We start from the raw sequence: 23,494 nt of genomic DNA, 5'->3' as shown, positions 1-23,494 counted from the left end.
AAGTAGGGGGAATGCCCTCCGAGGGTGGTGCCCTAGCGGGCCAATCGAGGGCCCAGGGACCTGGGTGGAGACTGTGCCGAATGCGCGAATTCGCAATTCGGCCGCCCGGCCAGACGGTCGGAGACGACTCGGTCGGCCCGATCGAATCGATCGAATTGGCGACCTGCAACGATGTCCGGATCGTATTCGCGGTTGCGGTCCCGAGCGACGACGGCCGAGCCGACCCGTCACTGCGCAAGCGATTGCCGAGGTCCGAGACTCCGGCTGCGACCGCCGATGCTCTTCGAACGTTCAGGGGAGAGACGCACGAAAGTTCGAGAGTGGAAGTGAGGTGATCTGCCCGGCTCGACTGGGCCTCACACGTCCGCCTGGTCACCTCATCCCGAGCGGGCCAGTTTCTTCGAGCCAGTCGGCACCGTTGCTACGGTGGGGGCATGCCGGTCCGCCGCTTCACCAAGCCCAGGGAGGACGAGACCGTCCGCCGAGCCCCGCCGCAGCCCGCCCTTCCGCCTCGCGGACGCCACTCCGTGGGCGTGGCCAGGATCTCGCTGCGCCGTCTCTCCGTGGGACGGGCTCCCATGCCCATGGAGAAGACCCGCTGCGATCGCCGTCGCGAGCAGCTCCCGCTGCCCCCCGGGTTCGTCGATCGCCGGAGGGCGTGAGGCCCGGGAGCTAGAATCGCCCGCTGATCACCGCGCCGCCGAGCGACGGGGCCACGCGGATGCGAGCCTCACGCAGGCGCTCCTCCATCCGCACGCCCTCGCGGTGGGCCACCCCGCCCGCGATGATCACGACGGCGCCTGCGAGCACGAGGATGCCACCCACGCGCGCGCTGGTGTTGGCAGCGTCGATCTTGCTCTGCGCGTCGGCGAAGTCGGCTCGGTAGGCGCGGCACGCCGACGTATCGCTCATGGCACAGTCATCGAGGAACAGCGCGTCCTCGATCGCACGCCGGTCGTCGTCGAGCCGCTTGCCCTTGATCGTGAAGCCAATGCCGAGCCCCACGCCAGCGAGGGCGACCACGCTGCCCGCGAGCAGCGTGTAGACGCCCCCCACTCGCAGACGGCGAGCCTTGGTGGGATCGGGCAGCGACCCGTCGGAGAGATCTTCTGGAGCAGGCCTGGGCGGGCTCACCACCGGCTTGGGCTGCGGCTCGGGCTGCGGCTGTACCTCCGGTTGCGGCGACGCTTCGGTGGACGCGGTCGCAGCCGCGGGAGCGGGCGGCTCACCTTCGGGCGTGGCCGCGGCCGCCTCGTCGGTGGCACCCGCGTTGGGAGCGGCCCTACCGGAGGTGGGCAGCAGCACGAGACCAGCGGTGAGCCCGAGCGTCAGCGCGCGAGCGAAGAAGGACGAGGTACGGTGGTGCACGATCATGATCCCCTCACGAAACGTTCCGGCTCACTCGTAGGAAGGCGGCTCGTCGGTCAGCACGCACAGGCCCAGGCCCGGTGAGCACTCGGTGGAGAAGCCGGGGTTGATGCTCCCAGCGTTGGCGCAGTCTTCGTCGCTCGTGCAGCCCACCGCGGGATACATCGCGATCACGTGGTACCGGGCGGCGCAGCCGTCTTGCTCGAAGTGCAGATCGGCCGAGAATTGCGTGCCCTGGGCGTCGGCGTTGACCAGGACGCGGACGTTGCTCCAGTCGTAGGAGATCGTCGTGGCGGGCTGGAGCGGGGCGCTCTCGTCCTCGTCCGGAGTCTCGGGGTCGTCGGGGACCTCGGGAACCTCGGGGATGGTGATCGTGGCCTCCGAGAGGGTCGGCGCCTCGCAGAAATCGTCGGCCCCCGGCCTGCCCGCGCTGAAGTCACCCACCGACTGAGCATCCTCGTCCATCGACAGATCCGTCACGCCCTGCTCGAGTGCGTGGAAGATCAGCGCGTTGACGTACCGGGGCCGGATGGCGATCGAGCCCTGCTCGAGGTCGGGGCGTCCACCCGCGTCGGCGTAGTAGGCATTGAGCCCGAGCACGTCGCCCGGCAGCGAACCACACACGGAGGTCGGATCGCCGCTCTCGAGCTCGTACTTGGCGGCGTAGGTGCCGTGGTAGACGGTGCAGTTGAGATCGGGCTGCTGACAGCCGGACCCGCCGAGCACGCCGAGCAGCGCCGCCGGGCAGACCAGCGCCGAGACCCAACGGAAGCAGCGGTCGAGCGTGGAGATCATGATCGGCTCTCCCATGGGCTAGAACTCGAAGCGAAGCCCGAAGCGGAAGGTCCGCGGGCGCTGGTAGGCGATCGGCTTGCCGAAGTTGGGGTTCTCGACGACCGGGGCCCCGTTGATGTCGGTGAGGCCGGGCAGGTCGTCCATGGTGCCGCCGGGGATGGGGTTGACGTCGCTGAACGTGTAGTCCTGGTCGACCGCGACCGTCTGCTGCAGGTTGAGCACGTTGAACACGTCCATCGAGACAGTCAGCGCGAGATCTCGGCTGAACTCGTGGCGAAAGCCCAGGTTGCTGTCGACGCTGAAGGTCCACGGCAGCCGCTCGCCCGACCCGCGCGGCAGGATGAACGACTCGTGGAGCCCGTAGCGGTAGTGCGAGCCCATCACATTGGTGGGGCCGCCCGAGCGCGCCCGAATGGCCCCGCCGGCCAGCACCATGTTGTTGCCCGGAAGCGGGATCTCCCCCGCGCCGAACAGCTTGATGTCGTGCCGGTGGTCGCCGGACAGCGGGCCGTAGCGGTTCTCGAGCAGCGAGATCAGGTCGAAGTCGGAATTGATGTTGGGGTCGAGCTGGCCCGTCTCGGGTCGGAACAGACCCGCGATGTTGCCGCGCAGCCACGACACCGTGTAGCTGGCGTCCATGAGCCAGTGGTCGGCGAAGCGCTTGTGCAGGTAGATGATCACCGCGTCGTAGTTGCGCTGCGCCTTGGGAAAGTCGGTGGCGATGCCGTAGCCCGGGTTGCCCACGAAGTAGGTGTTGGCCTCGTCGCGGCTCATGTCCTCGATGACGTAGTTGAGCCAGCGGCGGGAGTAGCTCACCCCCAGGCGGGCGTTGGCGAAGATCTCGTACTCACCACCGAACACCAGCTCGTCGCTCGACTGCGGCTTGATGTCGGGGTCGACCGGAGTGCGGCCGGCCCCGATCGCACTCCAGACCTGGTCGTTGTCGGTGCGACCGCCGGTCGGCACGCGCCCCTCGTCGGTCTGGCAGATCCCCGTGGCCTGGACGGGGTCGGAGGGGTCGCACACGTCGGCGGGGTGGTTCGAGGCCAGGCCGGGATCGCCCGAGGCCGCACGGTCGGCGATGTCGAGCGGCACGCTCTGGTAGAACCGCGCGTAGTTGGCGAACAGCTTGGACTTGCCCTCGTAGGTGGGATCCCAGATGAGACCCACGCGCGGCGAGATCTGGTTGGGCAGGGCCAGCGCCAGGGTCTTGTCGGCGGCGAACAAGAACTGGGCGTCGTAGCGCAGGCCCGCGTTGAGCGTGACCTTGTCCATGACGTTCCAGCTGTCCTGCAAGAACGCGCCCGCGGTGACCGAGGAGGTGCCCCAGAACAGGGAGTTCACGACGACCGCGTCGTCGGGCCCGACGAGGAAGCCCTGCATGCGGTAGTCCGAGAACGTGGTGCCGCTGGGCGACTCGCGGTAGAGGACGCCGCCGCTGTAGCCGCGCAGGTTCTGGTACTGGTTGTACTCGATGTCGACGCCGCCCTTGATCACGTGGTGGCCGGCGCCCTGGGCCCAGCGGGTGATCATGTGACGCCCCTGCACGCGCTCGAGCTGGCGCTCGAACAGGAACCCGGGACCGTTGATGACATAGGTCTGCACCGGACAGGTCTCGGTGCGGATCGTGGCCGCCGGGTCGGCGGTATCGGGGATCTCCACTGGATCACAGGCGTCGGCCGGAGCGCCGCCGGGCATGTCTTCGAAGTCGAGGATCGAGTGCGGCCCCGGGTCGTTGCGGCGGTAGACCACCCCGGGGATCGCGGCCAGGCCGGTCGTGTCGCCGACCTTCGAGCCGTCGACGGCCCGTTGCGACGAGATCTGGTGGTGCCACCCGATCATCGTGTCGAACGTCCACTTCTTGTCATCGGTGGTCGCCGACCACTTGAAGTTCACGTCGGCCGAGTCGTCGCGGTAGGTGTTGCCGAGCGCCTCGTAGTGGCCCAGCGGAGTGTTGCCGACCTCGGGCTGCCCGCTGCGGGCGTCGACGCCGTAGGTGCCGTTGCCGCCCGCGAGCACGGGGCTGTAGATCCCGAGCAGGTCGAAGGTGTGGTTGTCGTTGGCGCGGAACGTCAGCTTGCCCAGCACCTGGAACGTGGTGGCCTGGGCCTTGCGACGCAGGGTGGTGCCGGGGATCCGCTCGGTGACCGAGTAGCCGGTGGCCTCGTCCACCTCCACCTCGGCCGTGTCGGGATCGACCACCAGGCGGTGCCACGAGGTGTCGATGTTGGTGACCGCGCGAGCGGCCTGGAAGCCGCCGTAGAACCACAGCCGGTCCTCGATGATCGGCCCGCCGATGTCGAAGCCGGCGTCGCCGATCCAGCCGAGCGTGGGCTCGCCCACGATCGCCGAGCCCTCGCGCTGGACGACCTTGCGCTGCCCCTCCAGCCGGCCCGGCGTGTAGAAGCCCCACACGCTGCCGTGGAGCTCGTTGCCGCCGCTCTGGGTGACCGCGTTGACGATGCCGCCCGTGGAGCGCCCGAACTCCGGCATGTAGCCGCCGCTCTCGACGTTGACCTCCTGCAGGAACTCCACCGACAGCGAGCTGCCGTTGATGCCGTAAGCCGGGTTGTTGACCGAGATTCCGTCGATGACGTAATTGTTCTCGGGCGAGGTGGTGCCCGCGATCGACGTGCCGTAGAGGTCGTTGCGCGCGCCCGGGGTGGCCTCGGCCACCGCCTCGAAGCTACGGGTGGCACCGCCCTTGGCGCCCGGAGTGGCCACCGGCACGCGCTTGGAGAACTCGCTCGAGATGTTCATCCCGGTGGCGGCGCTGCCCACGTCGATGGTGGGCGCGGGCACCACGAGGGTCCGCGTGGTCTCGGTGTCCACCCTTCGCAGCCGGGTGTCGATGCGGACGGTGGCATTGGCCTGCAGCACCACCCCGGTGCGGGACACCAGCTCGTAGCCGTCGCGGGCGACCTCGATCGTGTACTCGCCGGGTGGGAGGTTCGGCAGCCGGAAGATGCCGCTGTCGTCGGTGACCACGGCCTGCTCACCGATCAAGTTGTCGCCGGTCACCGAGACCGAGGCCTCGACGATGGGATCGTCGGTGTCGGCGTCCTTGACGACGCCGACGATCACCGCATCTCCCTGGTCCGCCTTGGCGGATCGAACCACCGCCGCTTGTGCGGCGAGGGCACCGATGGCCCAGATCCAAGCCTTCGTTCGCATGATGGGGTTTCGCGCTCAGCATGTGGGATCGAACGCGGGTGGCCACTCTGAATTCGGCACATTTCTCCCAATCCGCCGGGCATGTGGACCGGCCAACCGCGACGCCGTCCACCCCTTGCTACCGTGCGCCTCGTGGACGAGTTCCTTCGCGCAATCCGACAGGCCTGCTCCCCCCGCACCTGGTCGCGAGGCGTGGAGCTGGCGCGAAGCGGCGCCGTGGTGGGCGTGGACGATCGCGGCGACGAGGTGGAGCTGCGGGTCACCATGGGCAGCGGCGTGGTCTCACCGCTGGTGAGCCTCTATCCCGACGAGCACGAGTGGGATTGCGAGTGCAACGGTCGCGAGGACGCGTGCATGCACGTGGCGGCCGGAGCCATCGCGATCAAGCAGCTGCGCGAGCACGGCGAGCAGGCGCCCACGGCCTCGGCCCGAGCGGCGGCACCGATGGCGGTGACGCCCGCGATGGTGGCCTACCGCCTGTTCTCCCACGAGCGCAGCCTCGCCCTGCGCCGCGTGATCGCGCGCGAGGGCGAGCCCGATCGACCGATCCGCGGCTCGCTCAAGCAAGCCGCCCAGGGACTGCCGTGCCCGCTGGTCACCACCGAGGCCGACCTCGCGTTCGAGAAGCGCTTTGGCACGGTGGGCGGGGGACTCATCGCGGCCGACCAAGTGCCCGACGTGCTGCATGCGCTCTCCAAGGTGGAGCAGCTCACCCTCGACGGTGATCCGGTGACGATCGGCCCCAAGAGCGCAGGCCTTTGCGTGCGCATCTGGGACGTGGGCAACGAGCTCCAGGTCCAGCTCGAGCAGGATCCGGCGATCGAGAAGACCTTCAAGAACGGAGCGCTGCTGCGGTCGGGCAAGCTGGCGCCGCTCTCGGGGCATGGGCTGTCCGAGCCGCACTTCCGTCGCCTGCGCAAGGGCTGGGTGTTCGAGTCCGACGAGCGCGGCACCCTGGCGGGCGACCTGTTGCCGCGCTGGCGACGGCGGCTGCCCGTGATCGTGGAGACCGATCGCCTCCCGCAGGCCCGCACCCTGCGACCGCGGCTGCACCTGGCCACGGCGCGGATGGGCGACGAGCTCGAGGTGCTGGCCACGGTGGTCTATGGCGATCCGCCCGTGGCACGGGTCGATGGCGATCGGCTCACGCTGCTGTCGCAGGGCGAGGGCGAGGCGGCGCCGATCCGCAACTTCGGCCTGGAGAAGGAGGTACTGCGGCAGCTTCGAGCTCTCGAGCTCGAGCCGGGGGTGCGGCGGCGGCTGTCGGCGAGCGAGGCGGTCACGTGGCGCTCGCGGGCCGAGCGGCTCGAGGATCAGGCACCAACGGGTGCCGGGTTCGGCTGGGAAGGAGGAGCTCATCGCGCCTTCTTCGAGGTGGGGGTGCTGCAGCCGCGGGTACGGATGGACGAGGGATCGCTCGACGTGTGGTTCCAGGCCGCCGACGAGGGCGGTCGGCCACGAGGCGAGGGCCGCGGCACGGCGCGGGCCGACGCGACCGCGGTGCTGCGGGCCTGGGACGAGGGCGCCGAGCTGGTCCCGCTGCTCGACGGCGGCTTCGGCCGGGTGCCCGTGGCGTGGCTGTCCGAGCACGGACCGCGCGTGCTGGCGATCCTCCGCGCCAAGGAGCAACGCGACGACGAGCTGCCGCCATGGGCGTTGCCCGACGTGGCCGCGCTGTGCGAGGCGCTCGAGCAGCCCCCTCCCCCCGCGTTCGAACAGCTGCGTGCCCTGGTCGAGGGCCTCGACGGCAAGGGCCTGCCCCCCGCGACGCTGCCCGACGACCTTCGGGCCACCCTGCGCGACTATCAAGCCGATGGCGTGCGCTGGCTGAGCTTCTTGCGGCGCGCGGGCCTGGGCGGAATCCTGGCCGACGACATGGGCCTGGGCAAGACGCTACAGGCCCTGTGTGCGGTGGAAGGTCGAACGCTGGTGGTGGCCCCCACCAGCGTGCTTCCCAACTGGGCCGCCGAGGCGCGCCGCTTTCGACCGAGCCTGCGCGTGTGCACGTATCACGGGCCGGGCCGGGCGCTCGATCCGAAGGCCGAGCTCACGCTCACCACCTATGCCCTCTTGCGGCTCGATCTCGACGCGCTCGCGGAGGTGGAGTGGCACACGGTGGTGCTCGACGAGGCGCAGGCGATCAAGAACCCCGACAGCCAGGTGGCGCGCGCGGCCTTCCGCATGCCCGGACGCTTTCGCGTGGCGATGACCGGCACCCCGGTGGAGAACCGCCTCGAGGATCTGTGGAGCCAGATGCAGTTCGCCAACCCGGGGCTCCTGGGTGGTCGCAGCGAATTCCACGAGCGCTACGTCAAGCCGATCGCCGCCGGTGACGACGCCGCGGCCGCCTCGCGGGCGGCGCTGCTGCGCCAGCGCATTCGCCCGTTCCTGCTGCGTCGCCGCAAGCAAGCGGTCGCGCGCGAGCTGCCGCCGCGCACCGACGTGGTGCTCCACTGCGAGCTCTCCAAGCCCGAGCGCGAGCTCTACGACGCCGTGCGGGCGGCCACCCAGGACGACGTGGCCAGGCGCCTGGGTGCCGGCGACAACATGCTGGCCGTGCTCGAGGCGCTCCTGCGCCTGCGTCAGGCCGCCTGCCACCCCGCGCTCGTGCCGGGCCACCGCGCCCCGACGGACGCGACGGTGGAGGAGAGCACCTCGTCCAAGCTGGCGCTGCTGCGCGAGACCCTCGAGGAGTGCGTGGCCGAGGAGCACAAGGCGCTGGTGTTCTCGCAGTGGACCAGCCTGCTCGATCTGTGCGAGCCCGTGCTCGAGGACGCGGGCCTGCCATACGTGCGGCTCGACGGCAGCACCCGCGATCGCGGTGCCGTGGTCGAGCGCTTCCAGGACGAGGCGGGTCCCCCGGTGATGCTGATCTCGCTGCGGGCGGGCGGCACGGGCCTGAACCTCACCGCGGCCGACCACGTGTTCCTGCTCGACCCGTGGTGGAACCCGGCCGTGGAGGATCAGGCCGCCGACCGGGCCCATCGCATCGGGCAGGACAAGCCCGTGCTGGTTCACCGCCTGGTGGCCCGCGACACGGTGGAGGAGCGGATCCTCGCGCTGCAGGAGCACAAGCGAGCGGTCGCCGAGTCGGCGGTGGGTGGAGGCGGTGGGGCCAGCGCGATCACTCGCGAGGAGCTGCTGGCGCTGCTCGAGTGATCGCGTCGCCGTGGGATGCTTGCGCGGCGGTGGGCGGCGGCAGCGGACGCATCACGATCACCCCCTTGCGATCGCTGCGCTTGGCCATGCACGTGGCCAGATCGCACCGCGACAGCGAGACCCGCTCGTTGAGGTCGGTGGCATGCAGCACGTGCGGGCGTCCTTCGTCGTCGAGGCTCACCAGACCCGTGTGGGTCACGCCCAGCCCCGGGGTGCCCTTGATGAAGCCGAGGATGTCTCCGTCTTGGAGCAGGTGCTGGATCTCGGCGACCCGCTCCCGCGGCACGACCCGCTGCGGCATCTCGGAGAGCCGCAGCTCCACCGTCCGTATGGCTTCGCGGTTCTCCGGCTCCCGCAGCGGCGGGTAGAGCCGGCGATGCTTGGTCATGTAGTCGAACGGGCGGGTCGTGGTGTCGGCCCCGAGCTCGTCCGCGAGCGAGCGCAGGCGGTCGCGTCGCTCGTTGTCGGCCATCCAGTCCTCGAAGTAGTGCAGCCGCGAGGCATAGCCGTCGATGTGGCCGTCGCGATAGCGGGTCTGGCGTAGCTCTTCGAGGAAGCAGGGCACATCGGGTCGCTGCTGCCAGCTGCAGCGGGCGATCGCGGTGGCGGTCTCGATGAGGGTCACGCAGTCGAGCGCGTCGACATCGACGGACAGCGCCTCGGGACCCTTGCGCGTCGACGTCTTGGCCTTGGGATAGGGGGTGCCGAGCTTGAGCTTGGCGGCGCGCACGAGCAGGCCCCCGAAGCTCTCGTCGGGGCGGGGCTCGCCCAGCTTCTGGAACCAGGCCTCGATGTGCATGTGCTGCCGCTTGGAGAGCGATACGGCCGGCCCGGACGAGGCGATGGACGACGGCTCCGGATCGCGAGGGAGCTCGGCGTTCGTGGGCGCCGGGCTCGGTACGCTCGCGGGCGCCGGCGCCGGGCTCGACACGCTCGCGACCTCCGCCGCGGGCGAGGCGGAACGCGACTGCGAGCCCGCGGGCGTCGTGCGGGGAATCTCCTCGAAACCGCCGCGACCGGCCGTGCACGAGCCCGCGGCGAGGATCAACCCCGCGAGCCAGCGACGGCCGAGGGGCCGAGTCGAGTCGGGCATACCCCGATGAGGCTACCGTCGGCGGCGCGCCTGGTCGAGGCTGCGCGCGCGGTGGTCGGCCTCGCGCTGTCGTGCCTGCTGCTGCCGCGACAGGAAGCGCCGCGCGCCCTGTCGCATGAGCAGTCCCTGCTCGATCGTGAACTCGGTGTCCCCCTGCCGACAGCTGCACATGATGTTGTCTTCGGCGGTGCTGTGCCGCAGCCCCAAGAGGTGCCCCACTTCGTGGGCGAACGTGGTCTTGGGCGCGCCGAGGGTGACCATCACGAACTCGCGCTGTCGGAGCTGCCGGTTCAGGCCCACGTAGCGCCAGTGCAGGCCTCGCACGCGGCGTCGCACCCCCACGCGCGTGCCCACCGTCTCGGTATCGAGGCTCTGGGCCACGAACACGTGGATGCTGCCGTCGTACTGGGCCATCGTGGCGAGGCGACGACGATCGCGGCGGCTGGTGACCTCGGTGTAGCCCACCATGCTCACCACCTGCCGCAGCTCGACCGCGAGACCATGCGGGCGCAGGGCATCGTTGGCGCGCTCGACCCACTGCGTGAGCTGTCGTCGAGTGGTCAGCGGCACCCCGCCTTCGGTGGGCATGTGCACGGTGACCCCGATGACGGTGAGGCTCTCCCTGGGACCCGTTGGGACCGCACGCGACTCCTCGAGGTTGGGGACCACGCGGCGGCCTCGCGCATGGGCGGCTCCGGGCAGCAGCATGGCGCCGCCCATCACCATGAACGCGGCGAGCACCCCGAACAGCCAGCCACGCCTGGCACGGGCAAAGCGGCCCCTGCGCAGCGGCGAGTCCTCGCGAGCGATCGCGCTTCCGAGCGAGCCCTCGGGGGGGCTCGAGCTCGAGCGAGAAACGCTGTGCGCAGGGTGTGGGATGTCGCTACCTACCGTTCCAACGATACGGGACCGTGCCGTCCTAGTGTGACCTACCCGACGTTCCATGCCAATGGGCCCGTGAATATTCGTACGGGCGCGGGCTCCCGTGGTTCCCGAGCGCCGCGACGCCGACGTGCGAGCGGGGCCCGCCCTCCACGACCGTATCGCCGCGAAGGTACCGCCGCTCGAGATGAAAGCCGCTCGAGATGAAAGGCGCCACCGTCGACGTCGCCGAGGATGGCGAGGCCAGCGGTCGGTCGATATGCTGCCTGCGATGTTGGGCTTCTCCTCCGCTCCGAGCGTCGAGTTCCTGCCCGCCGAAGGCACCCGCGCATGGGTCGCGGATGGCCTGCGCCAACATGTGGCGCGACTGGGTGCCCCTGCGCGAGAGCCTCGGCTCGTCACCAAGACCGCGCTCGACAAGCCCCGCGATCTCGACGATCTGTTCGAGCTCTTGTGTGGGGTGCAGGCGGGTGTGGGACAAGCCGACGTGGAGCTGACCCTGCTCGAGCTCGATCCCGACGATCCCCCCAGCAAGCACGGCTACACGCCGCTCGGCGACCCAGTCGGGCAGATGATGCACACCTTCGTCAAGCGCGACGAGCTGCTGATGGTGACGGTGCCGGCGATCTTCCGCGTGACCGAGCTGGTGCTGGCCTCCGTGGCGCGCGAGCTGGGCCGCATCGCGGTGCATCGGGCGGGCGGGCACCGGGTCGAGCCGACCGACTTCGAGGGCGACGCCGAGCTGGCTGCGATCGCGCTGGGTCTGGGCGTGTGGGTGGCCAACGGCGCCTACGTGTACGAGAGCGCCTGCTGCGGGGGTGGCTGTGGCATCGACCTCAAGTCGCTGCGCGCGGGGCTGTCGATGCCCGAGGCCTGCTTCGGGCTCGCAGTCGACAGCCAACGCAAGGGCATCTCACGGCGCGTGGTGAGCAAGTACCTGCAGGCCACGCAGAAGGCCGCGCTCAAGCGCAGCTGGGGGTTCGTGAGCAAGCAGCCGGCCCTGACGGCAGCGCCCGAGGTGGCGGCGCTCGGGACTTGAGAGACGGCGGCAGGGATCACGGCCGCCGCGGAGGGGCTTGGTGCTGAGTTGCGGCGTGGCGGCGGCGGGCTTCGAGATCGGTGCGGAAGCGGAGCTGCTCGGGCTCGAGATCTTCGGGGCTGGCGGCGAAGAGCTGCTCGAGAGCGCGGCCGAGCAGCGGCGTGCGGTGCATGATCTCGGACAGCGATGTTCCGTTGGCAAAGAGCCGGAGCTCCGCTTGCCTCCACTTCCGCACCAACGGACCTGATTCCAGCTTGAGCACTTGCAGCGTGCGCTCGGCCGTCCCTCGATGCTCGACCGGAATTGCGTCGGTCATGCGGAGGCGAAGCGACGGCAGATGGATGTCGAACCAGCTGTCCTGAACCTCGAATGGATCGAGGATTTCGTGATCACTCTTGAGACTGTTGAGCTCGGGAGCCATCCAACGGAGGTTCTCCCACTCGTAGGCACGATGGTGCTCGTTGCAGCTCTTGCAGCGGCTCCAGCTCACGAAGTGATCGGTGTAGCCGCTCGAGATCCAGGTGGCGGCGTAGCCACAGCGTGACTCGAACTGACGCTCGAGGTCATCGCGGCAGTGCTTCCAGTAGTCGCGGGGTCGAGGCTTGGTGCGGTTGTTGGGATTCTCGAGCCACCGGAGGCCGGGCTCTTGCACATCTCGCTCGAAGTTCTTCGGTGCAGGGTGACGATCGACGCGGATCATTGCGAGGCCTCGTCGACGGGAGCACCCCACTGTAGCCAGAATGGGTCCATCGATGGGAGCAAGCGCCGCAACTGGCGGTCGATCTTCTCACGGGTGTCGAGATCGGAGGGCAGGCCCTCCTCGGCCGCCAGGAACGCCTCGGCGGCCTCGAGCACGCGCTCGAGCTCGGGAGACGTCGCGTACCCGAGCTCGAACACGGGGGATTCCAGCCATGCGCTCGCATCGCCATGATTCGCCCACGGGATCTCCTTGAGCCGGATCTCGTTGCCCTCGTAGCCGAGATGCAGCAGCTGGTCGGCGTCGTGATCGAAGTGCGGCTCGAGGGAGGCAACCACCAGGGGGCTGTGGGTGGTCGCGACGAGCTGGACCGAGAGGCGTTCCTGCGAGAGACCTGCTGCGGCTTCGAGCAGCGCGGGCAAGAGCATGCGCTGCCACTTGGGGTGGAGGTGCGCCTCGACCTCGTCGATGAGCAACACGATCTGACTCGCGGGCGGGGTGCCCTCCAAGCGCGCGGCCTGGACATGCTCGTCCCATGCCCAGATGAGCAGGTAGGCAACGCCGAGGATTCGCTTCATGCCGGCGGAGAGATGCTCGACGGGGACGATCCCGTGGCGAAGGCGAAGCTGGGGTACCCGCGCGGCGCTAAGCTTGCTCAGCTTGACGAAACCACCCGGCTCCGGTTCTTCGTCGGATGGCATCAGCGCTCTGACGACCCCAAAGAACTTCTCGAAGAGGCTCTTGTCGTCTCGCTGGTACCAATCTCGCCAATCGTCGAGGAGGCCGTTGCACAGCACGACACCGACGGCATCGACGAGGCGATCCCAGGGAGACGCGAATTCGAGGGAAGGGGGGGCCCCAGCGCCACGACTGCGGAGGGGATCCCAGAGCGAGAACCTGCCGTCGAGACGCACGTAGAGCACCGGTGACGAGGTGAGGGGCCAGCCCGCGGGACGGGGCCAGAGTTCGTTGACGCGATCGAAGACCGAGGACGACGTCGCACCACTCGTATCCGTCACCCGGATCGTCGGCTCGCGCTGGCGGGCATCGAGCGATGGCCACGCTGCTCGATTGGACCATGTGCCCGTCAGGCACCACCACAGCACGTCGAGCACGAAGGTCTTGCCCACGCCGTTGTCACCCGCAATCAGATTCAGGCGAGGGGCAAGCTCGACCGAAAGGGATTCCGCAGGGCCGACGTCGACGAGTGCGAGCCCTTGAAGCGCAGCCGTGCTCATGACGACGGCTCCCTTCTACCACTCCTGCGCGATCCACACGAGCCATCGCCGCGCGCTCATCGAGCGTGCCGATCGGCTCCTCGTGCGACCAAATCGGCTCCGATGCTCCTCCAATCGCCTCCGACGCCGCCCAATGGTGCTCGGCCGCCGCCGCCCCCGCGTCCGGCCGTGCCTGCCCCCGCCTCCGGCGATGCCTGCCCCCACCTCCGCTGACCCATGCCCCCACCTCTGCGACCCCTGGCCCCAGCTCGGACCACTGACGCCCCCGCCTCGAACCACTGGCGCCCCCCGCTCGCACCACCCATGCCCCCACCTCGAACTGCGCCTGCCCCCGCGGGGCGCTCGCTCCCCGATCGAGGGGCAGGCGCCGTGCGATCGAGGGGCACCAGTGGCTCGATCACCGACCGCCACGCCTCGATCACGACCGTCCTCGGCCCGCGCTCGCCGCTACGGCACCGGCACGCGCAGCAGCACGTAGTGGAAGCTCTCGAACTTCACCTCGATGCCGTCCTGGTACTGCCGTGGCACCTGCGAGCGCAGCCTTCGGGCATGAGGTTCGATGGTGATGAACCACAGCGCTCCACCGCGTCCCTCGTGCTCGATGAACAGCTCGCCGAGCGCCTTGCGGTCCACGTCCTTCATGACCCACACGTCCCCCTTGGAGAACCAGGTCTCGCCGCGATAGTAGAACCACCAGCTCACGAGGCGATCCTCGGGACCGCGCTCGTCGAAGTAGATGCGCAGGGCGCTGCGTTGCGACCAGTTCTCGGAGGCCGCAGGGAGGTAGTCCACCACCACCCAGCCCGCGGTGAGCAGCGCCGAGAGCACGAAGCCGGCCAGCGCCTCACGACGTCGCGCGAGCATCCACGCCAGTAGGCCCAGCGAGAACGGTACCAGCAGCCACGGCAGCACCGTGACCTCGGGGCCGCCCTGACGCCACATGCCGGTATAGAGGTACGTGGTGAGGTGGGCCAGCCAGGCGGTGGTGTGGAAGGCGTCGCGCGTGACTGCCACGAGGATCGCCAGGCCCACGGCCGCCCCGATCACCACCGCGGTGCGGGAGCGAGCGGGACGACGCATCGCCTGGTCGAGCCACAGGCCCACGAGCAACGCCAGCGGCGGCAGGCAAGGCAAGAGGTAGTGGTAGTACTTGGTGACGGAGAAGCCGATCGCGAACAGCGAAACCCCGAACCACGTGAGCGCAAAGCGGTGCAGCGTGACGCGGATCTCCTCGGGATCACGGGCCAGCGCATGGTCCTCGAACGCGGGCGCGGCCGCGGCCTCGCTCTCCACCTCGCTCTGCTCCTCGCTCCCCTCCTCGCTCTGCTCCTCGCTCCCCTCCTTGCGGCCAAAGGTGCGGAACGCAGCCGCGAGCGCCAGCGGCACCACGGCCGACCAGGGCAGCGCGGCCAAGCCCAGCGTCTCGAGGTAGAAGGCAAACGAGCCAACCGCCTGCTCCTGCTCGCCGGTGCCGAACCGCGCCAGGTTGTTCTGAATGATGAGCTCGTTGACCCACCGCTCGCCGCGGTAGAGGATCATCGCGTGGTGCCACGGAAAGCTCGCCAGCGCGAACAGGCCGATGCCCGTGGGTAGCCCGCAGCGGCGCAGCAGATCCCAGCGTCCCGTCACCACCAGGTGGGCCAGCACCACCGCGCCGACCAGGCCGGGACCGATGAGGCCCTTGCCCACGAGCGACAGGCCGGCCGCCAGGTAGAGCACGCCCATCCACGCCTCGCTGCGTCGTTTCCAGCGCAAGCTTCGCAGCAGCACGACGAGCGCCAGGCCCCAGTACACGAACATGTGGGTCTGGATCTGCTTGAGGGCCGCCAGCATCTTGGCGTCCCGACCCAGAGCGGCGATCGTACGAGGATCCCACGTGAAGGGGTCGAACGCGTGCTGGTGGATCACCGCGAGCGGGGCCACGGCCGACAGCAGCAGGAACCCCAGGAAGGCCAGGTAGGCGCGGTCCCACGGTGGCTCGGGCAGGCGGCGCACCCCCGGGAACCTACGGGCCAAGCGCTGCGGCCAGTGCCTGCGCAGCGGCCGGTCGGGCTGGCCCCACGCCATGATCCACGCGACCGCGGCCAGCACCACGGGCGCCACGAAGATCATGTCGGTGAGCGCCTGCCGGGTGGCGATGGCCCACTGGGGCATGGTCGCCAGCACCACCGCCGCGAGGATGCCGGCCCGCGGCGAGACCATGCGCCAGGCGGCGTGGCCCAGCAGCGCCGCGCTGCCCAGACCGGCGATCAGGCTGGGGAGGCGAATCGCGAATTCCGGCCAGAAGGGGCGCACCATCTCGGCCGGATCGGCCGACGTGCCCACCCCCATGACCTTCATCGACAGGGCCATCAGCCAGTACGGCAGCGCGGGTTTGGACCAGAACGCCTTCTCCGCAGTGGCGTCGGGTCCACCGTTGCCGGCCTGCCACCACAGGTCGATGGGGTCGTGCCGTACCAAGATGTTGCGGGCGACCTCGCCGTAGTGGGTCTCCCAGGGATCCCAGGCCCCGGTCGAGGCCATGCTGGCCAGGTTGATGGCCACGACCACGATCGCGAGCAGCACGGCCCAGATCCAGGGACGGCTCCAGGGGGTGGAGGACGTGGCGGTCACGGAACGGGCGCAACGGTACCGCAGGCGGGGTCGGGCCGCGATGCCGGGCCAAGGGGCCGCCTCCGTGATCCTTTCTCGCCCGGCGAAGAGCCCGTAGGATCCGTAACCGGACCGCCGCGTGTGGCGATCGGTCCCCATCGTGGAGGTATCCATGGTCAGCCCCTCGACCCACGACTCGCTGGATCTCGACGCCACGCTGGCAGCGTCCACCGCCATGACCTCGGCTGCGACCAAGGCGCCCGAGGTCCCTTCGGCGGTGGAGACCGTCGCTGCGACCGGCGCACCCCGTCGCGTGGACCAGTCGGCCCGCACCCTCGCGGTGGCATCGGACCTCGAGACCGATGTCGCCACCGGCGGCGACGGCCGCATCACCGTGCTGCCCCGGGTGATCACGCAGGGCGACGGCCTCGTCCTCGAGCACGACGCGCGTCCTCGCTACACGATGGAGCGCACCCTCGGCGCGGGCGCGATGGGCGAGGTGGAGCTCGGCGAGGACCACGACATCGGCCGACGCGTGGCGCTCAAGCGGCTGGCTTCGGGCCTGCAGTCCCCATCCGCGGTCGCGCGCTTCGTCGACGAGGTGCGCACCATGGGCGCGCTCGATCATCCCAACATCACGCCCATCTACGACGTGGGCCGCGACGAGCGGGGCCGGTTGTTCTTCACCATGAAGTACGTCGAGGGCCAGAGCCTCGAGGACCTCATCGACAAGCTGCGCAAAGGCGATGCCCTCACCCACGCGCAGTACCCCATCGCGCGGCGCCTCGACATCTTCGTCGGCATCCTCAACGCGCTCGACTACGCCCACGCGCAGGGCATCCTGCACCGCGACATCAAGCCCGCCAACGTGATGCTGGGCACCCATGGCGAGGTGCGGCTGATGGACTGGGGCATCGCTCGCCGCGATCCCAACGCGCTGAGCGGAGCCACCCTCACCCAGAGCGAGCGCCCCGACATGACCCACGACGGCGCGCTGCTCGGCACGCCGCTCTACATGTCGCCCGAGCAGGCCCGCGGCCATCGAGATGCGATCGATGCTCGCTCCGATCTCTACAGCGCGTTCGTGGTGCTCTACGAGCTGCTGACGCTGCGCCGCTACGTCCGACGGGACGCGGACGTCTATGCCACCCTGCTCGAGGTGGCCGAGGGCGAGGAGCTCGACATGCACGAGAGCGATTGCTCGAGGTGGCTGCACCCCGCCCAGCCGGCCGTGCCCGTGGAGCTGCGCTACTTCCTCCACCACGGGCTGCATCGCGGAGCCGACGAGCGCTTCCAGAGCGCGGCCGAAGCCTTGCTGATGCTCGAGCGGATCCGCTCGGGCGAGATCCGGGTCGAGTGCGCGATCACGGCCTTCAAGGCCACCCAGAGCCGCCTCGGCCACTTCGTCGACCAGAACCCGCGCCGGTTCCTGTGGGTGATGGTCGCGACGGCGGCCGGGCTGGCCGGGCTGTTGACCCTGGCCGGGGTGGGCGTCGCCTCGTTGGTCTGAGCGAAGATCGCGGGCCTCGCGCAGCGCCGGCTACGATTGCAGCCAGTTTCACGGGTCGCTCTCCACCCCGGGCCACGGTGTTCGTCCCGGGAGCGACGCGACTGGCCACGAGCGTCGTAGCCGTTGCCGGCCACCGCCGACCCCCTACGCTGCCGCCGTGCGAACCGCCCCCCTTCGCCCGTTCACCCTCCTGTTGCTCTCGTCGCCGCTCGGCTGCTTCAGCGATCCACTCATCGTCGACCCCACCGAGTCCACCGCTGCCACCGCTTCCACCGACGAGGAAGGCTCGACCTCCAACGGCTCGGACGCAGGCGCCAGCGGCACGGTCACACCCGGCTCATCCACTGGCTCCTCCACCGGAGCGGCCGACGAGGGCACGACCACCACTGCGCCCGCCGACGCGTCCACCGGCGATCCTCCTGGCCCGCGCACCGTATTCGTCACCGAGGGGGTGTTCTTCGCCAACCTCGGCGGAGTCGCGGGTGCCGATGCCCGATGCAGCGCCGAGGCCGAGGCCGCGGGCTCGACCGGGGAGTTCCTGGCCTGGATCAGCGACGGCGCTCGGTCACCCGCGGACCGCTTCGATCGCGAGGGTGGCCCGTGGGTGCTGGCCGACGGCACGCCCATCGCCGACGACTGGGACGATCTCACCGACGGCACGCTCGATCATGCAATCGACCTCGATGCCGCCGGTCAGCCGCTCGACGACCAGCTCGCCGTGTGGACCAACACCGCCTGGGACGGCAGCGGACTCTCCGCCGACTGCCAGGCCTGGACCAGCATGGCCTTCGAGGACGGGGGGATCTTCGGCGACTTCATGGCCAGCGGCGAATTCGGCGAGTGGACGCAGTGGGGCAACCCCACCCCGTTCCCATGCGAGAACACGTTCCATCTGTACTGCTTCGAGCAGTAGCCGGGGTCACACATCGACGAGCGGAATACTCGGGCCACGCACCGTCCGCTCGGTCGGCTCGCTTACGCGATGCACGAGGCGTGGCCACGCGGCCACACGCGAACCGGCACGAGGTGGCACCAATGTGCATCTGGTCCAGGGCCGGCCCGCAGCGTACGCTCGAAGCGAGTGACCGGCGACTACCAGGGGATCGACACCATCGTCGACGATCCCTCGCCTCCTTCGGCCGATTTCGAGCTCGGCGACTCGTTCGCGAGCCGTTACCGCGTGGAACGCTGTCTCGGGCGCGGCTCGATGGGCACCGTGTACGCGGTGTTCGACCAGGTGGTGGGTGAGCGGGTCGCCCTCAAGCTGCTCGCGCTGCCCAAGGACGATTCCATCGAGGGCTTTCGGCGCGAGGTACGGCTGGCTCGACGCGTCACCCACCGCAACGCGGCCCGCACCTTCGACCTGGGCGCCCACGCGGGGGTTCACTTCATCACGATGGAGCTGATCGAGGGCGAGAGCCTGCGCGTGCTGCTGGCGCGGCGGGTACGCCTGCCCGAGCCCGAGGCCGTGAGCATCGCGTGGCAGCTGTGCCTGGGCTTGCAGGCCGCCCACGCAGTCGAGGTGGTCCACCGCGATCTCAAGCCCGCCAACATCCTCGTGGAAGAGGGCGGCCGTGCCGTGATCACCGACTTCGGCGTGGCCGGCACGCTGTCCGAGGGAGCCGACAGCACCGAGGAGCGTGCGCGCGGCATGGGCACCCCCATGTACATGGCCCCCGAGCAGGTGCTCGGCTCCCCCTTCGACGGTCGGGTCGACATCTACGCGCTGGGCCTGGTGCTCTACGAGATGCTCACGGGCAAGCCCGCGTTCAGTGGCGGCTCGAAGATCGAGATCGCCATGGCGCGGCTGTCTCGACCGCCGCCCGATCCGCGCGAGCACGCCGAGGTCTCCGATCTGCTCGCCGAGCTCGTGCTGCGCTGCCTCGCGCAATCCCCCGACGATCGCCCCGCCACCCCCGGCGAGCTGGCCAAGCGACTGGCAGCCCTGGGAGCGAACGCCAAGGATCCTCCGGCCTCCGTCGCGACCGAACCCGAGACCACGTCGGGCTCCGGCACGGGGCCGTTCGCGCCCACGTCGGTGGGCGACCGCAAGCTGGCGGTGATGTCGTTTCGCTACCGTGGCAACAAGGAGCACGCCTACCTGGCCGAGGTGCTCACCGACGAGCTGGTGGATCTGCTGGCCATGACCCGCGGCCTGCGGGTCTCGGCCAGCGGTGCGGCCAACCGGTTTCGGGACGAGCGAGACGCTCGTACGGTGGGACGAGCGCTCGGGGTCGATGCGATCGTCGATGGCTCGGTGCTCTACACCGGCGACCAGATCCGCATCGTCACCCGGCTCATCGACGTGGAGACCGGCTTCCAGTCCTGGACCGAGCGCTTCGCTGGTCGCATGGACGATGTGCTCGACCTGCAGGACCTGATGGCCAAGCGCGTGGCCGAGGCGCTGCGGGTGGAGCTCGCGGTGCTCGATCAGGGACGCACGGTGCCCGGCGAGGCGATCGAGCTGTATCTGCAAGGCCGCCAGCGCTCGCGCGAGCCCGATGTCAGCGGCCGTAGCCTCGAGGGTGCCATCGCGCTCTACGATCGCGCGCTCGAGCGCGCTCCCTCGTTCGCGCTGGCGCTGGCCGCCCGGGCCGAGGCCGCCGTGCAGCGCTGGTTCCTGCCCTCGGCGCGCGAAGCCGACGGCTGGGACCGCATCTCGACCAATGCGGTCCACGCCGCGCTCGAGGGGGCCGCACACCTGGCCGAGAGCCGCATCGCCGCCGCACGCCTCGACGTGAGCCACGGCGAGTTCGCCTCGGCGGCGCGACACCTGAGCACGGCCCTCGAGATCGCCCCCACGTGCGCTCCGGCCCACGAGTACCTGGGGCTCTTGCAGTGCGACGCAGGGCGCTCACGCGAGGGCGTGCGTCACATCGAGCTGGCCCACGAGCTCGATCCCTCGCTGTTCCAGGGTGCGTTCTCCGTGCTGCGCCACCATGCGCTCCGGGGCGAGCGGGAGCGGTGGAAGCAGCGGCTGGAGCAGATGCGGCTGTCACCGCGGTTTCCCGGCTTCGCCCTGGCGCTGTTCGAGTACCGCCTGGCGCTGTGGGATGGCGACGTGCAGTGGGCCCGCGACGTGCGGTGGCGCGCGGATTCCGATCCCAACAGCTCGACCGCTCGCCTGGCCTCGCTGCTGCAAGACGCCCTCGATCACTCCGCGTTCGAGCTCGGCCGGCGCTTCGATGCCCTGATCGAGCCGCAGTCGAGCCCCCGCCTGCGCACGCACTGGCGCCAGATGGCGGTCGAGGTGCTGGCGTGGCGAGGCGAGCGCGACCTCGCCCTCGACCAGCTCCAGAAGGCCGAGGCGCTCGGGGTGCTGCTCGATGCCGACTGGTTCGACGCCTGCCCCGTGCTCGAGCCGCTGCGCTCGACCTCCACGTTCGCGGAGATCCACGAGCGCGTCCACGAGCGCGCCGAGGCCATCTGGCGCACGGCCGGGGCGTAGCAGGTCCTCGGGCTATGCGTCGCCGTCGGCGTCGGCGTCGCCGTCGCCGACCGCGGCGAGGACCTTGGCGAGCTTGGTGCCCTGCAGCAGACGCGACAGCACCTGCGCCACGCTCTCGCCGCCCAGGATCGCCAGCGGGGCCATGCTCTGGGCCATGCGCTCGGCCAGCGCCTTGTCGCCGAAGGCGGTGAGCGCCGCCACCAGATCGGGCGAGACGGCCTGGGCCTTGTGCGCCACCGCGTCGACCTGCGCCTGCAGCTCGCGCAGGCGCTGGGCGAGCTGCTCGTTGGCGATCTCGTGGTCGAGCGTGCTCTGGCTGCGCCGCCGCGCCAGGCCGGCCGCGTGCACCGCGTCGACCGTCTGCTGGTCGGCCAGCTCGGCGTCGAGCCGCGCCTTGCGGGTGTCGGCCTCGGCCTCGATCTTGGCGCGATCGAGCTGCAACCTCGCCGCCACCTCCGAGCGCTGCAGCGCCACCACCTGCTCGCGGGTCCCCGACTGGATCGTCTGGATCTCCCGCTCGATGCGCTCGCGCTCGCGCGTCAGCTCGAGCCGCCGGCGCTCCTCCTCCAGGGTCAGCGTCTGCTCGACCACCGCGTGCTGGGCCCCGACCAGCAGGGTCTCGATGCCCTCGTCGCCGATCTCGACGTCGAGCACCTCCACGTCGTACACGTGCATGCCGTTCTCGTCGAAGCGCCGGCCGGGGCGAGTGCCCCCGTCGCCCTGGGCGCCGAGCAGTACGTCGCGCACGATCGCCACCGCCTGCGGGTAGAACTCTTGCACCGCTTGCTGCTTGATCGCCCCACGCAGCAGCGACCGCAGGTGCTCGGTGAGGAACTTGACGTAGTTCTCCACGTTGAACCACCGCTGCGGTTCGCCCTCGAAGTTGACCCGATACGAAAGCCGCACCCGCACGTCCACCAGGTCGCGGGTCTCGGCCGCCACCACGTCGCTGACCTTGTTGTAGAGCACCCGCAGGTACACGGTGCGGTCGAGCACCTCGTCGGTCTTGGGCGTGCCGGTCGAGAGGTCCATGGCCTGCAGCACCTCGTCGTACTCGAGCAGGTACGTGGCGGGACCCACGATCACCTTGCGCTCGCCGGTCTTGCTGACCACGAGCACCGCGTAGCCCGTCCACACCGAGATGCTCACCGCGCCGTCGTAGCGGGTGTCGAGCACGATCGTTCGCGGCTGCGTGAAGGTCTGGCTGCGCTTGAAGTCATCGCCCGCGAACGCGGCCTGGGCCGGCGCGGCCGCGGGTGGAGCCACCTCGTCGGCCGCCTCGCGGCGCGACGTCATCACGGGCGCCCCCGCGTCCCCCGACCGGGCCAGCCGCTCGTTGTGGGCCAGCGCGCTGGCGTTGCCGGGGAACCATAGCTCCACCTGGCGCCGGTCGAGCACGCGGCGCACGATCACCTCGCGGCGCGGATCGGGCAAGAAGATGCACGGGCCCTTCTCGAGGCGAATGCGACCCGTGTTGCGATCGAGCACGTAGCGCGCCTCGCCGGCCGGGATCGCCACCGCATAGTGGATGGCCTGATCGCCGTACTTGATCGCCGCGTGCTCGGGCCGCGGGAAGTAGATCATCTGGTCCTTGCCGGTGATGAACAGCTCGTCGCCGACCGCGTGCTCCTTGCCGCTCCCATCGCCGCCATCATCACGGTACGGAGCGATGACCTTGAGGTAGATGCCGCTGTTCTCGGACAGCTCGATCGCCCGGAACTTGCGAGCACCGTTGCGCTGCACGAACACCTCCGTGGGGCGCGGGAACACCACCGCGGGCCCCTGCAGGTAGGTCTTGTTGCCGGTCTCGTCCAGCAAGATGCAGTACTCGAGCCGCTCGAGCGTGACCGCGTCGCGCACGTACTCGCCGCCCGTGTCCGGCACCACCTCGACCCCGGTGGGCGGGATGTAGAACGAGACCTCGGTGCCCTTGATCACCAGGAGCTTGCCCATCGTCAGCTCGGGGATCTCGGGCACCTCCGCGTCCTCGCCCGGCGTCTGCGGCTTGATCACCGCGTTCTTCCAGTTGGCCTTGGCGGCTTCTTCGTCGTAGACGCGGACCACCAGGTATTGGTTGGATCGCAGGTGGTGGCCCTGGATCACCCGCACCATCTGGCCGGGCCACAGCGCGAACGCGACCGGCCCTGGCAGGTTGACCTTGCGGCCGACCTCGAGCTCCACCAGGTTGTTGATGGCGCCGGTCTTGGGGTGGGCGCCGTCGTCGGTGGGATTCTTGAGCACGAGGTACCAGCCCACCGGGGCCACCGCGAAGCTCAGGATCGCTTGCTCGAGCGAGCAGTGCTCGAAGCGCTTGGTCTCGACGTTGAACAGGACCGGCTGATCGGTGTTGGCCAGGCTCGACTTGTACGGCCCGATGTACGCGTTGATGTTGCCCTTGGTCTCGTCCGCAATGAACGCGTACTCGTTGGGCGCCAGCACCAGGTCCCGCTCGCGGGCACGATCTCGATCCGACATGGGGGGTTCGCTCCTCGGTCCCCG

At 69.9% G+C, this 23,494-nt stretch carries 15 protein-coding genes and 2 pseudogenes; 7 read left to right on the top strand and 10 right to left on the bottom strand.

Going from position 1 to position 23,494, the window contains the following annotated elements; all coding sequences use genetic code 11:
• Positions 1–434 precede the first annotated feature (434 nt).
• Positions 435–662 carry a hypothetical protein gene (locus tag OEB96_RS13385; RefSeq protein WP_266216001.1) on the top strand — a complete coding sequence of 76 codons (228 nt, stop codon included), beginning with the start codon at positions 435–437 and terminating at the stop codon, positions 660–662.
• 10 nt (positions 663–672) lie between these two features.
• Here the strand turns inward: OEB96_RS13385 and OEB96_RS13380 are convergent, their stop codons facing one another.
• From OEB96_RS13380 to OEB96_RS13370, 3 genes are read right to left on the bottom strand one after another with little or no spacing between them, the layout of a single operon-like run.
• The gene (locus tag OEB96_RS13380; protein WP_266216000.1) at positions 673–1,374 is read right to left on the bottom strand and encodes a hypothetical protein; all 702 of its coding nucleotides are present in this window, start codon (positions 1,372–1,374) and stop codon (positions 673–675) included.
• A gap of 24 nt (positions 1,375–1,398) precedes the next feature.
• Entirely contained in the window at positions 1,399–2,163 is a 765-nt protein-coding gene (locus OEB96_RS13375; RefSeq protein ID WP_266215999.1) for a hypothetical protein, read from the bottom strand.
• An 18-nt stretch (positions 2,164–2,181) separates the two neighbouring features.
• Positions 2,182–5,337, bottom strand: coding sequence for a TonB-dependent receptor (locus tag OEB96_RS13370; RefSeq protein ID WP_266215998.1), 3,156 nt, complete (start codon positions 5,335–5,337; stop codon positions 2,182–2,184).
• Positions 5,338–5,469: 132 nt separating this feature from the next.
• Between OEB96_RS13370 and OEB96_RS13365 the strand changes: the two genes are divergently transcribed.
• On the top strand, positions 5,470–8,496 hold the full coding sequence (locus OEB96_RS13365; protein ID WP_323137374.1) for a DEAD/DEAH box helicase: 3,027 nt from the start codon (positions 5,470–5,472) through the stop codon (positions 8,494–8,496).
• Here the strand turns inward: OEB96_RS13365 and OEB96_RS13360 are convergent.
• Positions 8,462–9,589, bottom strand: coding sequence for an N-acetylmuramoyl-L-alanine amidase-like domain-containing protein (locus tag OEB96_RS13360; protein ID WP_266215995.1), 1,128 nt, complete (start codon positions 9,587–9,589; stop codon positions 8,462–8,464). The genes OEB96_RS13365 and OEB96_RS13360 overlap by 35 nt on opposite strands.
• A 12-nt stretch (positions 9,590–9,601) precedes the next feature.
• The gene (locus OEB96_RS13355; RefSeq protein WP_266215994.1) at positions 9,602–10,330 is read right to left on the bottom strand and encodes a matrixin family metalloprotease; all 729 of its coding nucleotides are present in this window, start codon (positions 10,328–10,330) and stop codon (positions 9,602–9,604) included.
• Between the two features lie 412 nt (positions 10,331–10,742).
• Here OEB96_RS13355 and OEB96_RS13350 point away from each other — a divergent pair, with 412 nt between their 5' ends.
• On the top strand, positions 10,743–11,510 hold the full coding sequence (locus tag OEB96_RS13350) for a hypothetical protein (protein WP_266215993.1): 768 nt from the start codon (positions 10,743–10,745) through the stop codon (positions 11,508–11,510).
• 16 nt (positions 11,511–11,526) lie between these two features.
• Here the strand turns inward: OEB96_RS13350 and OEB96_RS13345 are convergent, their stop codons facing one another.
• Together OEB96_RS13345 and OEB96_RS13340 are read right to left on the bottom strand one after the other, a co-directional pair.
• Complete coding sequence (locus OEB96_RS13345; protein ID WP_266215992.1) at positions 11,527–12,210, bottom strand: hypothetical protein; 684 nt, start codon at positions 12,208–12,210, stop codon at positions 11,527–11,529.
• Positions 12,207–12,806: pseudogene (locus tag OEB96_RS13340) on the bottom strand (AAA family ATPase); the annotation flags it as partial. The pseudogene OEB96_RS13340 and the gene OEB96_RS13345, both read right to left, overlap by 4 nt.
• 12 nt (positions 12,807–12,818) lie before the next feature.
• On the opposite strand from OEB96_RS13340, the gene OEB96_RS13335 reads away from it, so the two are divergent.
• A complete protein-coding gene (locus OEB96_RS13335) occupies positions 12,819–13,136 on the top strand; it encodes a hypothetical protein (protein ID WP_266216072.1) in 318 nt (105 codons plus the stop codon).
• 162 nt (positions 13,137–13,298) lie between these two features.
• Here the strand turns inward: OEB96_RS13335 and OEB96_RS46640 are convergent.
• Positions 13,299–13,445, bottom strand: a pseudogene (locus OEB96_RS46640) (AAA family ATPase); the annotation flags it as partial.
• A 447-nt stretch (positions 13,446–13,892) separates the two neighbouring features.
• Complete coding sequence (locus OEB96_RS13330) at positions 13,893–16,058, bottom strand: ArnT family glycosyltransferase (RefSeq protein ID WP_266215991.1); 2,166 nt, start codon at positions 16,056–16,058, stop codon at positions 13,893–13,895.
• Between the two features lie 151 nt (positions 16,059–16,209).
• Between OEB96_RS13330 and OEB96_RS13325 the strand changes: the two genes are divergently transcribed.
• The 3 genes from OEB96_RS13325 (at position 16,210) to OEB96_RS13315 (ending at position 20,995) form a co-directional block, all read left to right on the top strand.
• Positions 16,210–17,547 carry a serine/threonine-protein kinase gene (locus OEB96_RS13325; RefSeq protein WP_266215990.1) on the top strand — a complete coding sequence of 446 codons (1,338 nt, stop codon included), beginning with the start codon at positions 16,210–16,212 and terminating at the stop codon, positions 17,545–17,547.
• A 157-nt stretch (positions 17,548–17,704) separates the two neighbouring features.
• Positions 17,705–18,460 carry a hypothetical protein gene (locus OEB96_RS13320; RefSeq protein ID WP_266215989.1) on the top strand — a complete coding sequence of 252 codons (756 nt, stop codon included), beginning with the start codon at positions 17,705–17,707 and terminating at the stop codon, positions 18,458–18,460.
• 168 nt (positions 18,461–18,628) lie between these two features.
• Positions 18,629–20,995, top strand: coding sequence for a serine/threonine-protein kinase (locus OEB96_RS13315; RefSeq protein ID WP_266215988.1), 2,367 nt, complete (start codon positions 18,629–18,631; stop codon positions 20,993–20,995).
• A 12-nt stretch (positions 20,996–21,007) separates the two neighbouring features.
• Here OEB96_RS13315 and OEB96_RS13310 read toward each other — a convergent pair whose 3' ends face one another.
• A complete protein-coding gene (locus OEB96_RS13310; RefSeq protein WP_266215987.1) occupies positions 21,008–23,470 on the bottom strand; it encodes a hypothetical protein in 2,463 nt (820 codons plus the stop codon).
• Positions 23,471–23,494 lie beyond the last annotated feature (24 nt).

Origin of the sequence: Paraliomyxa miuraensis (genome assembly GCF_026337845.1) — a bacterium.
Lineage (GTDB): Bacteria > Myxococcota_A > Polyangia > Nannocystales > Nannocystaceae > Paraliomyxa > Paraliomyxa miuraensis.
This window is presented reverse-complemented; position numbering and strand designations above follow the sequence as displayed.

Excerpts from the sequence above, each read along its gene's own strand:
- OEB96_RS13385 (WP_266216001.1), top strand. The coding sequence starts at position 435 with ATGCCGGTCCGCCGCTTCACCAAGCCCAGGGAGGACGAGACCGTCCGC.
- OEB96_RS13380 (WP_266216000.1), bottom strand. The coding sequence starts at position 1,374 with ATGATCGTGCACCACCGTACCTCGTCCTTCTTCGCTCGCGCGCTGACG.
- OEB96_RS13375 (WP_266215999.1), bottom strand. The coding sequence starts at position 2,163 with ATGATCTCCACGCTCGACCGCTGCTTCCGTTGGGTCTCGGCGCTGGTC.
- OEB96_RS13370 (WP_266215998.1), bottom strand. The coding sequence starts at position 5,337 with ATGCGAACGAAGGCTTGGATCTGGGCCATCGGTGCCCTCGCCGCACAA.
- OEB96_RS13360 (WP_266215995.1), bottom strand. The coding sequence starts at position 9,589 with ATGCCCGACTCGACTCGGCCCCTCGGCCGTCGCTGGCTCGCGGGGTTG.
- OEB96_RS13350 (WP_266215993.1), top strand. The coding sequence starts at position 10,743 with ATGTTGGGCTTCTCCTCCGCTCCGAGCGTCGAGTTCCTGCCCGCCGAA.
- OEB96_RS13345 (WP_266215992.1), bottom strand. The coding sequence starts at position 12,210 with ATGATCCGCGTCGATCGTCACCCTGCACCGAAGAACTTCGAGCGAGAT.
- OEB96_RS13325 (WP_266215990.1), top strand. The coding sequence starts at position 16,210 with ATGGTCAGCCCCTCGACCCACGACTCGCTGGATCTCGACGCCACGCTG.
- OEB96_RS13310 (WP_266215987.1), bottom strand. The coding sequence starts at position 23,470 with ATGTCGGATCGAGATCGTGCCCGCGAGCGGGACCTGGTGCTGGCGCCC.